Here is a 12,488-nt window from a genome sequence, read left to right as displayed (position 1 = left end):
GAGGGAGTTTAGCTCAGCTGGGAGAGCATCTGCCTTACAAGCAGAGGGTCAGCGGTTCGATCCCGTTAACTCCCATAGGTCCCGTAGTGTAGCGGTTATCACGTCGCCCTGTCACGGCGAAGATCGCGGGTTCGATTCCCGTCGGGACCGTAATAACGAAAGTTATTTGACTCGTTAGCTCAGTTGGTAGAGCAATTGACTTTTAATCAATGGGTCACTGGTTCGAGCCCAGTACGGGTCATATTTGCGGGTTTGGCGGAATTGGCAGACGCACCAGATTTAGGATCTGGCGCTTAACGGCGTGGGGGTTCAAGTCCCTTAACCCGCATAATAGAAATCAGCCGGCTTAGCTCAGTTGGTAGAGCATCTGATTTGTAATCAGAGGGTCGCGTGTTCAAGTCATGTAGCCGGCATTTTTTTTAATATAAACCAGAGTCGATGCGAACGTAGTTCAGTGGTAGAACACCACCTTGCCAAGGTGGGGGTCGCGGGTTCGAATCCCGTCGTTCGCTTATAGAGGCCGGGGTGGCGGAACTGGCAGACGCACAGGACTTAAAATCCTGCGATTGGTAACGATCGTACCGGTTCGATTCCGGTCCTCGGCATATATTGAAGAGCACCCTTAGCTCAACTGGATAGAGTACCTGACTACGAATCAGGCGGTTAGAGGTTCGACTCCTCTAGGGTGCATTAAACATTTAATTCGGGAAGTAGCTCAGCTTGGTAGAGTACTTGGTTTGGGACCAAGGTGTCGCAGGTTCGAATCCTGTCTTCCCGATTGGTCAATACTTAAATTGAGGCAATTGCCTTTTTTTTTATTTTTATATTTGATTTTGATTATTATTATCTGCAATTCTACATTTCATTTTTTTAAATGTTTCGTTATCTTTTCATGTCAAAACTAATAAATGTGTAAAGAATTATCTTATCGATAGTTCTTTTTTTTAAAATTTGGTATCCTAGACATATGAAAAGAATCAAAATTGATGTTGTAGTTGTTCCTTTAAGTGGACATTTGTACCCAACAATGAATTTATTAATCCCCTTACTTAATAACCCTCGATATGATATTCGCTTGTTCACTGGTCCTCAAAAAAAAGCTGTTGCTGAGTCTGCAGGTTTTCATGTAGTTCCAATACTAGAAAATCACATTGAGGATTTTGAACGTGCAGCTAATAATGATCAGCAATTAGGGATACTATCAGCTTATCAACAACTTTCTTCTAGTATTAATTTAATTAATGTAGTTTCTGATCAATTATTGGAAGAGTGGCGAGAGAATCGCCCTGATATCGTTATTGCTGATTTTATAACTCTATCTGGTGGCCTTGTAGCTAATCAGCTTGGTATTCCTTGGATCACTACCATGGCTACACAATTTGTTTTAGAGACTACTGATGGTCCTCCGTGTTTAATTGGTGGTATGGGGAGTCCTAAGAATGGTTGGGACGCTTCAATACAATATGTTGGGAGAAAAGCAACTCGTTTAGTGAAACGAATTGTATCTTTTCTGCTTCGTGATCGCTTAAAAAGATATCATTTTAAATTGTATAATCAACTCGGTCATGAGACCATTTATTCTCCATATTCAATTCTTGGTATTGGTATGAAAGAAGTAGAATTAAAAAAGGGATTTCCAAAACACTACAAGTGGATTGGTCCTTCTGGTGCTTCAGTTGAGGCAGGAGAGGATTATCCTTTAGATTTGTCTCCTTTTATGGAGCGAAAGAAAGTTTTGATGACTTGTGGGACACAACTAGCTTGGGCTAAAGAAAACCTTATCTATCAAGCTAAGCAACTTGCAAAAGCTCATCCAGACTGTCATTTTTTTGTGACACGTGGTGTGGGTGGAGAAGCCTTCCAATGTGAAAATCTCATGGAGAACCTTTCCGTAGTTTCTTATCTACCTTATAAGGAGTACATTCCCCAGATGGATTACGTGATTCATCATGGGGGAGCTGGGATTTTTTATCAATGTATCATTTATGGTAAACCAGCTTTGATATTGCCTCATGATTATGATCAATTTGATTATGCCGTTCGTGGGGTTGAAGCCAGTGTTGCTTTCTCAGCTAAAAGAGATAATAGAAAGGCCATTGGACAAGCCTTTGAGGAGCTGTTAGCTAAAGAAAATTGGCCAGAATTAGAGACTTTGCGCCAAGCAGCACAGTCTTATCATCCGACGGAAATCTTAGAGAGCGAAATCCATCGTCTGCTGGTAAATAAGGAGAAGGAAAAATGAAAACAGTTTTAGTAACTGGAGCGACAGGTTTCTTGGGTAAATATGTTGTAGATGAATTAGTCGAGCATGGCTATCAGGTTCGAGCTTTTGGTAGAAACAGTAAGGTTGGTCGCTCTTTAGAGAATTCTTCGGTTAGTTTTTTTCAGGGTGATTTGACCAAAGCTGATGATGTGCTAGAGGCTTGTAAGGGGATGGATCTGGTCGTTCATGCGGGAGCCCTGTCAACAGTTTGGGGCCCTTGGGAAGATTTTTATCAGGCTAATGTTTTAGGAACTAAATATGTTCTCGAGGCATGTCGCCAAACAGGTACTCAACGTTTAGTCTATGTATCCTCACCAAGCATCTATGCTGCTCCTAAGGATCAGTTGGCTATCAAAGAAAGTGATGCTCCAGAGGAAAATAATCTCAATAACTATATCCGTAGCAAATTGGCTTCAGAGAAACTTTTTAAAGATTATCCAGATGTTCCGAGTATCATCTTGAGACCTCGGGGCCTGTTTGGGATTGGGGACACTAGCATCTTGCCACGGGTGATCAATCTGAGTCAAAAACTTGGAATTCCTTTGATTGGAGATGGGCGTCAGCTCATGGACATGACTTGTGTGGAAAATGTTGCTCTGGCAATCCGTTTGGCCATAGAAGCTCCAGAAGCTAAAGGTGAAGTTTATAACATTACTAATGGTGAACCGAGGTCTTTTAGAGATTTGCTAGAGGAAAGTTTGACAGGTCTGGGTTATCCAATCAAATATAGAAAAATTCCAGCATCTCTCTTATCAGGAATTGCAAGTAGTTTAGAATTTATATACAAGACCTTGAACCTTAAAGGGGAGCCACCTCTGACACGATATACCTATTATCTGCTTCGCTATAGTCAAACGCTGGATATTAGCAAGGCCGAGAGGGAATTGGGGTATCATCCGAAAATTAGTATTTCAGAAGGGATTGAGCAATATGTCCAAGATTATCGAAAGCATTGAGTATTTCCCAGCAGGATATTGTACTAGTTATGCTGGTTTGCTATTCAAGGGTGTCAAGAATAGAAAGATGACTTTCCCCGCAGGAGTGTTCCTTATCAAGCACAGGGATAAGGGCTATCTGCTCTATGATACTGGCTATCACTATGATATTAAGACGAAACTTCGTTATGGCTTCTACCGTCTAGGAACGCCAGTTCAAATGACGGAGAAGGATCAGATTTTGAACTTGCTGAAAGCTAAAGGGATCAAGCCAGAAGAAATTAACTATGTCTTGTTGTCTCATCTACATCCAGATCATTTGGGAGGGGCTAGCTTCTTTCCGAATGCAAACTTTATCCTGACCCAGGAAGTCTATGATGTTTACAAGAAAACAAAACTAAAAGATTTAATTTTTAAAGAATTTTTGCCGAGTGACTTCGAGGAAAGATTGACAGTCATCAAGGCAAATCAGCAAAATGCTAACTTTAAGTATCGCCCTACCATCGATCTTTTTGGAGACGGAAGTATCCTTGTATCTTCTATTGATGGGCATGCCAAGGGCCAAGCCTGTCTCTTTATGCCAGATTATCATCTCTTCATCGCAGCAGATCTTTGTTGGGGAATAGACCTCTTACCTTACACCAAACAGATGCATCTGATTCCTTCCTTGGTGCAAGATAGTAAGGATGACTATATCAAAGGAACGGAGCTCTTGGAAGAGCTTTTAAAGGATGGAATAGAAGTGCTAGTTAGCCATGACCCTGTAGAAAGGATTGAGCGGATTTTGTATGAAAAAAATAACCTTTCTTAAAACTTTTATCCAAACTCGCTGGCTTCATAATTTTAAGTCTCGAGAAGCTTTAGAAAACTATCAGAAGAAGCAACTGGTTGCCTATATGGACTTTCTCAAACGTGAGTCACCTTATTTTAAAAATGGTGTACCTAGTGACTTTGACCATATGGATAAGGCTTTTATGATGACGCATTTCAATGATCTTAATACTCAAGGTGTAGATCGAGACGAGGCCTTGGCTTTGGCTATCGAAAGTGAAAAGACCAGGAATTTTACAGAGCTTAAGGGAGAAATAGCTGTTGGGTTGTCTTCTGGAACATCTGGACACCGGGGACTCTTTATCACAACTGAAAAAGAGAGAAGTATGTGGGCAGCAGCTATCTTGGCAAAGATGTTGCCCAAGGGCCAACTTTTTGGGCACCGCATAGCCTTTTTCCTCAGAGCGGATAATGAACTCTATCAGACCATCAATACGGCACTTATTCGTTTAGAGTACTTTGATATTTTCAAGAATACAGATGAGCACATAGAGCGTCTCAATAGTTATCAACCGACCATTGTGGTAGCGCCTGCTTCTATGTTGATTGAATTGAGCAAGCGTCTAAAAGATGGGGAGTTAGTCATACACCCACAAAAAATCGTTTCGGTGGCTGAAATCTTGGAAGATAGTGATAAAGAGCGAATTTTGAGCGCTTTTGAGTTGCCGATTATTGACCAAGTCTACCAGGCAACCGAAGGTTTCCTAGCTTGCACTTGCTCTGCTGGGAATCTTCATCTCAATGAAGACATCATTTTTGTGGAAAAACACTACTTGGATGACCGACGTTTTTATCCGGTGATTACGGACTTTAAACGAATCAGTCAGCCTGTTTATCGCTACCAGCTCAACGATATCTTGGTTGAGAATCCTGAACCTTGTCCATGTGGATCTCATTGCACAAGGATTGACAAGGTCGAAGGGCGTTCTGACGACATCTTCTATTTTGATGGACAGGACGGAGATCAGGTAACGATTTATCCTGACTTTATCAGACGTTGCATTCTCTTTGTGGAGAATGTTGGAGATTATCAAGTCAAGCAACATTCTGAGAAGCTAGTGGAAGTTTGTCTGAGTCGAAGAGATGAGCAGGTTGAAACAGCGATTACAGAGCAGTTTCGACTTTTGGCGCAACAAAAAGAGTTTAAAGAACCTGAAATACAATTTTCAGATTATCACTGGGATACAAGTCGTAAGCTCAAACGTATCCAACGTTTATGAAAGGACAAAAAATTATGACAGAAGTAAAAAGACATGTAGAAATTGTAGGATATGGAGTCTGCCTCCCAAAAAATACGGTGCAATTTAAAGACCAGACCCGTCATCGTGTGGTTGAAAATGAAGAAACACAGCTAGATTTGGCAGAAGCAGCTATCCAAGCAGCACTGAAAAATGCAAATTTGAATATGAAAGACATTGGTTGCCTTGTATCAGCTAGTGCGGTTGGTGTTCAGCCTATTCCATGTACGGCTGCCCTGATTCATGAGCGCGTAGCAAAAGGGCTCTCTATCCCAGCTATGGATATCAATACGACTTGTACAAGTTTTATTTCTGCCCTATCAACCATGTCGCATTTGATTGAAGCTGGGGAATACCATCGTGTTTTAATCGTATCTAGTGAAGTTGGTAGCTTGGGTCTTAATCCAAAGCAAAAAGAAAGTTTTGAGCTATTTAGTGATGGGGCAGCGGCCTTTATTTTCCAATCAAGTGAAAAGGACAAGGGAGTGATAGCAAGTCTTCAACGTACTTGGTCAGAGGGGGCTCACGATACAGAGATTCGTGGAGGCTTGACTTCTTATCAACCAAAAGAATACTCTGAAGAGACTAAGACAAATTTCATGTTTGACATGAAAGGCAAGAAAATTCTCTTGCTTTCTGCTCGTGTCATCCCAGAAATGTTCCAAGAATTCCAAGAGAAATCTGGTATTTCTAAAGATGCTGTAGACTATATTATTCCCCACCAAGCCAGTCGCGCTCTTCCTTTGGTTATGGGAAAACTGGGTGTAGATGAAGACAAGTACCTTAATCTCGTTACGGATTATGGAAATATGGTTTCCGTTGCGGTACCTTTTGGTTTAGCCTATGCACTCGATCATGGCTATGTAAAAGAAGGAGATACCATCTTCTTGATGGGAACTGCAGCTGGTATGACGGTCAATATGTTGGCTTTAAAATTGTAAAATAATAGCAGGCACCTATAAGTGGCCTGCTTTTTAAATTAATTTTAAACGTAGAACTATCGGCCTATACAGAAAAAGCTTGATAAGTTTTATGAAACTAAGTATACTAGAAGGTGACAAGCGTTTTCAGACGTTGAATTAGGGAGTAGACTTAGAAATTGAGAGGGAGATATGGGAATCAGAAAATTTCGATTATTGATGTCCAAGTATGGCTTTAGTATTGCGATTATTCTAATAGAATTAGTTCTTGTTTTCGGAATTATTCTTTACATGAGCCAGATTGCACCGATTATTTGGGTGACTCTTGTATTTTTGATTAGCGTAGCAACCGTTATAGCGATTGTCAATCGTTCGATGTCACCTGAAAGCAAAGTGACTTGGTTGATTGTGACCTTTGTACCGGTGTTTGGTCCACTGCTTTATCTCATGTTCGGTGAGAGAAGACTATCAAAAAAAGAACTGAAACAACTCCAGGAATTGAATTCTATTGCATTTCATGAGAATAATGGGCGCCAACTCCATTTGCAACTACAGGAGACAGACAAACCAGCTTACGGAATTATCAATGCCTTGCTACATATGGATACTAATGCAGAAGTCTATGACCAGACAGATTCACAATTTTTCGCAGATGGAGAAGAAATGTGGAAGCAGATGCTGGAGGATCTAAAAAGAGCTAAAAAATTTATTTTTCTAGAATACTACATTGTCGACGAAGGTTTGATGTGGGATAGCATACTCGAAGTTCTGGAAGAAAAGGCAGCTCAGGGAGTCGAAGTCAAGATGCTCTATGACGATATCGGTTGTATGGTGACTTTGCCTGGGGATTATACTGTTCATTTGCGTTCTAAAGGGATTGATGCTCATAAATTTAATAAGGTGATTCCTCGTATGACAGTGGCCTATAATAACCGTGACCACCGGAAAATATTAGTGATTGATGGACAAATTTCTTATACTGGAGGAATCAATCTTGCAGACGAATATATCAATCATATTGAACGTTTTGGACACTGGAAAGATAGTGGGATTCGGATTGATGGTCCGGCGACTCAAGCATTTACCAGACTATTTCTCATGAACTGGTACATCAACCGTGGGGAAATCACTGACTTTGATCAGTATCATTTGGAAAATCAGACACGATTTGGTAGCGGTCTTTGTATCCCATACGGCAGTGGACCTAAGCCGATCTATAAGACTAAGGTAGGGAAGATTGTTTATCAAAATCTGATTAACCAAGCAGAAGATTTTGTATATATTACAACGCCTTATCTCATTATCGATTATGATTTAACAGAGGATATAAAAAATGCGGCGATGCGAGGCGTAGATGTGAGAATAGTCACACCCTTTGTACCAGACAAGAAGATCATTCAACTGATAACACGGGGAGCTTATCCAGATCTTTTATCTGCTGGTGTTCGTATTTTTGAATACACACCCGGTTTTATTCATAGTAAGCAAATGATTGTTGATGATCGATTTGCGGCTGTCGGGACTATTAACTTGGATTATCGCAGCTTGGTTCACCACTATGAAAATGCAGTATTACTATACAAAACAGAGTCAATAGCAGATATTCGCCAAGATTTTGAAGATATTTTTGAAGTGTCACAAGAAATTTTCTCGGATACCATAAATCCTACTTGGTATCAAATGATAATTAAAGAAGTCACGCAGTTATTTGCACCGATGCTTTAAGTGGAAGAATTAATTGAGAATAGATGATTAGAGGAGAGGTTGGGACAAAAATCCTAGCCTCTCAATTTTCTTTGGATTGTCGAGCAAGACGCAGTGGTTGAGTGGGCTTTACTACGCTGATTTCATCAGCTTTTACAGACCTACTCAACTGTGCGGAGGTGGGACGACGAAATCGAATTCTAACGAATTACCGATTTCTGTCCCACTCTCTTTTTCTGTAAGCAGTTTCCTTGACATCTTATTTATTTTTCGTTATCATATGTCCATATAATATATGGGAGTCTGTGTACAGTCTGAGAGGAAGTGTTAAACTTCGACCGCACCTGATCTGGGTAATGCCAGCGTAGGGAACGATACTTGGCCTAATTTTGCACCTTTTTCATATATGGAAGAGGTTTTTCTTTTTTTACAAAGAAAAACTGTAACTTAGAAGGAGGTTTTAATGAAAGCAAGCATTGCTTTACAAGTCCTGCCCCTATCACAGGGGATTGACCGCATAGCTGTAATTGATAAGGTCATTGACTATCTGCAATCTCAAGAAGTGACCATGGTGGTGACACCATTTGAAACGGTCTTGGAGGGGGAGTTTGATGAGCTTATGCGCATTTTCAAAGAAGCGCTAGAAGTGGCAGGTCAAGGAGCAGACAATGTTTTTGCCAATGTAAAAATAAATATAGGAGAGATTTTAAGCATCGATGAGAAACTTGAAAAGTATAATGAGACGGCATATTAGTCTGCTAGGATTTTTGGGTGTCTTATCCGCTTGGCAGGTGGCGGGATTCTTAAAACTCTTACCAAAGTTTATCCTGCCGACACCACTTGAAATTCTCCAGTCTTTTGTTCGTGACAGAGAATTTCTTTGGTACCATAGTTGGGCGACCTTGAGAGTAGCCTTACTAGGTTTGGTCTTGGGTGTCTTGATAGCCTGTATCATGGCAGTCCTTATGGATAGCCTGAGTTGGCTCAATGACTTGATTTACCCCATGATGGTAGTTGTCCAGACCATACCGACCATTGCCATGGCCCCTATCCTAGTTTTATGGTTGGGTTATGGAATCTTGCCCAAGATTGTCTTGATTATCCTGACAACAACCTTCCCTATCATCGTCAGTATTTTGGATGGTTTTAGGCACTGTGACAAGGATATGCTGACCTTGTTTAGTCTGATGCGAGCCAATCCTTGGCAAATCCTGTGGCATTTTAAAATTCCTGTCAGCCTGCCCTACTTTTATGCAGGACTGAGGGTCAGTGTCTCCTATGCCTTTATCACAACAGTGGTATCTGAGTGGTTAGGAGGCTTTGAAGGACTAGGTGTCTACATGATTCAGTCCAAAAAACTGTTTCAGTATGATACCATGTTTGCGATTATTATTCTGGTATCGCTGATCAGTCTTCTGGGGATGAAGCTAGTCGATATCAGTGAAAAATATGTGATTAAATGGAAACGTACTTAAAATAGAGCGTTTTGGAAAAAGAAAAGAGGAAATAAAAATGAAGAAAACATGGAAAGTGTTTTTAACGATTGTAACAGCTCTTCTAGCTGTCGTGCTTGTGGCTTGTGGCCAAGGAACAGCTTCTAAGGATAACAAAGAAGCAGAACTCAAAAAAATTGACTTTATCCTAGACTGGACACCAAATACCAACCATACAGGACTTTATGTAGCTAAAGAAAAAGGGTATTTCAAAGAAGCTGGAGTGGATGTTGATTTGAAATTGCCACCTGAAGAAAGCTCGTCAGACTTGGTTATCAATGGCAAGGCACCGTTTGCTATCTATTTCCAAGATTACATGGCTAAGAAATTGGAAAAAGGGGCAGGCATTACTGCAGTTGCAGCAATCGTTGAGCACAATACATCAGGGATTATCTCTCGTAAGTCTGACAATATCAATAGCCCTAAAGACTTGGTAGGGAAGAAATACGGAACCTGGAATGACCCAACTGAACTTGCGATGTTGAAAACCTTGGTAGAATCTCAAGGTGGAGACTTTGAGAAGGTTGAAAAAGTACCAAACAACGACTCGAACTCGATCACACCGATTGCCAATGGAGTTTTTGACTCTGCTTGGATTTATTATGGTTGGGATGGTATTCTTGCTAAATCTCAAGGTGTGGATGCCAACTTCATGTATTTGAAAGACTATGTCAAAGAGTTTGACTACTATTCACCAGTTATCATCGCAAACAACGACTATCTAAAAGACAACAAAGAAGAAGCTCGTAAAGTCATCCAAGCTATCAAAAAAGGTTACCAATACGCTATGGATCACCCAGAAGAAGCAGCTGATATCCTCATCAAAAATGCCCCAGAGTTAAAGGATAAACGTGACTTTGTCATTGAATCTCAAAAATACTTGTCAAAAGAATACGCAAGCGACAAGGAAAAATGGGGACAATTTGATGCTGATCGCTGGAATGCCTTCTACAAATGGGATAAAGAAAATGGTATCCTCAAGGAAGATTTGACTGATAAAGGTTTCACGAACGAATTTGTAAAATAATGACAGAAATTAGACTAGAACACGTAAGCTATGCCTACGATGATGAAAAGATTTTAGAGAACATCAACCTACAGGTAACTTCAGGTGAAGTGGTCTCTATCCTAGGCCCCAGTGGTGTAGGAAAGACTACTCTCTTTAACCTGATTGCAGGGATTTTAGAAGTCCAGTCTGGACGAATCATTCTTGATGGTGAGGAAAATCCCAAGGGGCGCGTGAGTTATATGCTCCAAAAGGATCTGCTCCTAGAACACAAGACTGTCCTTAGCAATATCATTTTGCCCCTCTTGATCCAAAAGGTGGACAAGGCAGAAGCCATTGCCAAAGCAGATGACATTCTTGCTACCTTTCAGTTGACGGCTGTAAGGGATAAGTATCCTCATGAACTCAGTGGTGGGATGCGCCAGCGTGTGGCCTTACTTCGTACCTACCTTTTCGGGCATAAGCTCTTTCTTCTAGACGAGGCCTTTAGCGCTTTGGATGAGATGACTAAGATGGAACTTCATGCCTGGTATCTTGATATTCATAAACAGCTAGGCCTGACGACCTTAATTATCACGCATAGTATAGAGGAGGCCCTCAATCTCAGTGATCGAATCTACATCCTAAAAAATAGGCCGGGCCAGATTGTTTCTGAAGTCAAACTTGATTGGTCTGAAGGCGAAGACAAGGAAGTTCAAAAAATTGCCTACAAACGCCAGATTTTAGCGGAATTGGGATTAAATAATTAGAAATGAAGAGAGTTGGTGAAGTTTATACTTTGCCAGCTCTCTTTTGTCTATAAATGGAAATCCTGATAGATAAAAAGTGATATAATTGACGTATGGTGATGTGATGAAAAAAGAAGAAATTAAAAAGTATTTAGACACAGATATTGAATTCAATGTTAATGGCCGAGGTGCTTGTTTCTTATCCAGCATTTGTGTAGTTGGATATGATTATGAAGGCCAGCAGTTTGATACAATTGATCAAGCTATGGAAGCTAAAGTTTTTGACGGGAAAAGTTTAGTTGATATATGGGATGAAATTTTTCCACAAGTATCATAAAATCAAAATATGGTCACATTTTATTTCAATAGATGATGGAAAGGCCCTAAATAATGTTAAATAATGAACTAAATGACTACAGCAAACAAGACCCATTCGATGAAATAGATGAACCCATTTTTTCGAAGTCTAATCTTGAAGGGTACAGTGATTTTTACAAAGATAGTGAAGATTCAAAAGTTTGGTGGATTGATAAGATAGGTGTTATAGGAGAGTTTCTGTTCAGCTTTGATAAGAAAAAAATTTATAACCTTTTTCTTGACTATCCTCACAATATGACTGAAGAAGAGGTTAAAACTTTTGATAGCGAAAATCCGTTTTGGAGAGATTTTTTCTCGGATAGAAAGTTGTAAAATATTTGTTTAGATTAGGGATTTTTATTTTGCTTTCAAGGCCCTTTTAGGGCTCTTTTTGTAGACTTTTTTAGGAACTTTCAAGAAAAACTAAGGCGATTTAATGCCTAATTATTTTTAAAGAAACTCAGTATAGCCTTAAAAATTTGACTTATAGAGTCTTAAATGATAGTATAGTCAAAGATAGTCAAAGTTTAAGAAGGAGGTAGCAAGCTATGAAATTTAAAAATACATCGGACCATATTGAAGCTTATATCAAGGCGATTTTAGAACAATCTGGTATCGTCGAATTGCAACGAAGTCAGCTAGCGGATACCTTTCAAGTCGTACCTAGCCAGATCAACTATGTGATTAAGACTCGTTTTACAGAGAGTAGAGGATATCTAGTTGAGAGTAAACGTGGTGGTGGAGGCTATATTCGTATTGGTCGAATTGAATTCTCTAACCATCATGATATGCTCCGCGATTTGTTGTATTCAGTGGGTGATGAGGTGAACCAAGTCATCTTTGAAGATGTCTTAAGACTCTTAGTCGAACAAGAACTCATGACCCGCCAAGAGATGAATCTATTATTAGCTATGGGGACAGACCGAATTCTAGGTGAGGAAGCTAATTATATTCGTGCCAATATGCTTCGTCAGTTGTTGCATGAAGTAGATAGAAAAGGAAAATAAAACGAC

13 protein-coding genes, 9 tRNA genes and 1 riboswitch are annotated in these 12,488 nt (G+C 40.1%); all 22 genes read left to right on the top strand.

Features of this window, described 5'->3' with window-relative positions; genetic code table 11:
* Window positions 1-2: 2 nt before the first annotated feature.
* Window positions 3-75: transfer RNA gene (locus O3643_RS08190), tRNA-Val, on the top strand.
* 2 nt (window positions 76-77) lie between these two features.
* A tRNA-Asp gene (locus tag O3643_RS08185) sits at window positions 78-150 on the top strand.
* A gap of 18 nt (window positions 151-168) precedes the next feature.
* A tRNA-Lys gene (locus tag O3643_RS08180) sits at window positions 169-241 on the top strand.
* A gap of 5 nt (window positions 242-246) precedes the next feature.
* Window positions 247-328, top strand: a tRNA-Leu gene (locus O3643_RS08175).
* A 12-nt stretch (window positions 329-340) separates the two neighbouring features.
* A tRNA-Thr gene (locus O3643_RS08170) sits at window positions 341-413 on the top strand.
* 27 nt (window positions 414-440) lie between these two features.
* Window positions 441-512 (top strand) — tRNA-Gly (locus tag O3643_RS08165).
* Window positions 513-519: 7 nt separating this feature from the next.
* Window positions 520-605 (top strand) — tRNA-Leu (locus O3643_RS08160).
* 11 nt (window positions 606-616) lie between these two features.
* A tRNA-Arg gene (locus O3643_RS08155) sits at window positions 617-690 on the top strand.
* A 14-nt stretch (window positions 691-704) separates the two neighbouring features.
* Window positions 705-778, top strand: a tRNA-Pro gene (locus O3643_RS08150).
* A gap of 189 nt (window positions 779-967) precedes the next feature.
* Entirely contained in the window at window positions 968-2,242 is a 1,275-nt protein-coding gene (locus O3643_RS08145) for a glycosyltransferase (RefSeq protein ID WP_371501091.1), read from the top strand.
* Window positions 2,239-3,219, top strand: coding sequence for an NAD-dependent epimerase/dehydratase family protein (locus O3643_RS08140; RefSeq protein WP_371501089.1), 981 nt, complete (start codon window positions 2,239-2,241; stop codon window positions 3,217-3,219). Before O3643_RS08145 ends, O3643_RS08140 begins: the two co-directional genes overlap by 4 nt.
* Window positions 3,194-4,009 carry an MBL fold metallo-hydrolase gene (locus O3643_RS08135; protein WP_371501087.1) on the top strand — a complete coding sequence of 272 codons (816 nt, stop codon included), beginning with the start codon at window positions 3,194-3,196 and terminating at the stop codon, window positions 4,007-4,009. Before O3643_RS08140 ends, O3643_RS08135 begins: the two co-directional genes overlap by 26 nt.
* Window positions 3,987-5,249 carry a F390 synthetase-related protein gene (locus O3643_RS08130; protein ID WP_371501085.1) on the top strand — a complete coding sequence of 421 codons (1,263 nt, stop codon included), beginning with the start codon at window positions 3,987-3,989 and terminating at the stop codon, window positions 5,247-5,249. The genes O3643_RS08135 and O3643_RS08130 overlap by 23 nt, the downstream gene beginning before the upstream one ends.
* Window positions 5,250-5,263: 14 nt before the next feature.
* Window positions 5,264-6,208, top strand: coding sequence for a 3-oxoacyl-[acyl-carrier-protein] synthase III C-terminal domain-containing protein (locus O3643_RS08125; RefSeq protein WP_371501083.1), 945 nt, complete (start codon window positions 5,264-5,266; stop codon window positions 6,206-6,208).
* Window positions 6,209-6,379: 171 nt separating this feature from the next.
* Window positions 6,380-7,912: a cardiolipin synthase gene (gene cls, locus O3643_RS08120; protein ID WP_371501081.1), complete on the top strand. Its 1,533-nt coding sequence runs from the start codon at window positions 6,380-6,382 to the stop codon at window positions 7,910-7,912.
* Between the two features lie 264 nt (window positions 7,913-8,176).
* Window positions 8,177-8,279, top strand: a riboswitch (TPP riboswitch).
* A gap of 75 nt (window positions 8,280-8,354) precedes the next feature.
* Window positions 8,355-8,645: a thiamine-binding protein gene (locus O3643_RS08115; RefSeq protein ID WP_281138039.1), complete on the top strand. Its 291-nt coding sequence runs from the start codon at window positions 8,355-8,357 to the stop codon at window positions 8,643-8,645.
* Window positions 8,608-9,366 (top strand): ABC transporter permease, encoded by a 759-nt coding sequence (locus O3643_RS08110; RefSeq protein ID WP_281138040.1) that lies wholly within the window; start codon window positions 8,608-8,610, stop codon window positions 9,364-9,366. Before O3643_RS08115 ends, O3643_RS08110 begins: the two co-directional genes overlap by 38 nt.
* A gap of 37 nt (window positions 9,367-9,403) precedes the next feature.
* Window positions 9,404-10,411, top strand: a complete 1,008-nt coding sequence (locus O3643_RS08105; protein ID WP_075564999.1) for an ABC transporter substrate-binding protein — start codon at window positions 9,404-9,406, stop codon at window positions 10,409-10,411.
* Window positions 10,411-11,139, top strand: coding sequence for an ABC transporter ATP-binding protein (locus O3643_RS08100; protein WP_371501078.1), 729 nt, complete (start codon window positions 10,411-10,413; stop codon window positions 11,137-11,139). The genes O3643_RS08105 and O3643_RS08100 overlap by 1 nt, the downstream gene beginning before the upstream one ends.
* Window positions 11,140-11,242: 103 nt before the next feature.
* Window positions 11,243-11,455, top strand: coding sequence for a hypothetical protein (locus tag O3643_RS08095; RefSeq protein ID WP_371501076.1), 213 nt, complete (start codon window positions 11,243-11,245; stop codon window positions 11,453-11,455).
* Between the two features lie 53 nt (window positions 11,456-11,508).
* On the top strand, window positions 11,509-11,808 hold the full coding sequence (locus O3643_RS08090; protein ID WP_371501074.1) for a hypothetical protein: 300 nt from the start codon (window positions 11,509-11,511) through the stop codon (window positions 11,806-11,808).
* A gap of 215 nt (window positions 11,809-12,023) precedes the next feature.
* Entirely contained in the window at window positions 12,024-12,482 is a 459-nt protein-coding gene (locus tag O3643_RS08085; RefSeq protein WP_006147752.1) for a CtsR family transcriptional regulator, read from the top strand.
* Window positions 12,483-12,488 lie beyond the last annotated feature (6 nt).

Origin of the sequence: Streptococcus sp. 20925_1_44 (genome assembly GCF_041432435.1) — a bacterium.
In the GTDB taxonomy this organism is placed as follows: domain Bacteria; phylum Bacillota; class Bacilli; order Lactobacillales; family Streptococcaceae; genus Streptococcus; species Streptococcus infantis.
The sequence above is the reverse complement of the archived record's forward strand: the minus strand, read 5'-3'. Positions and strand labels throughout refer to the sequence as shown.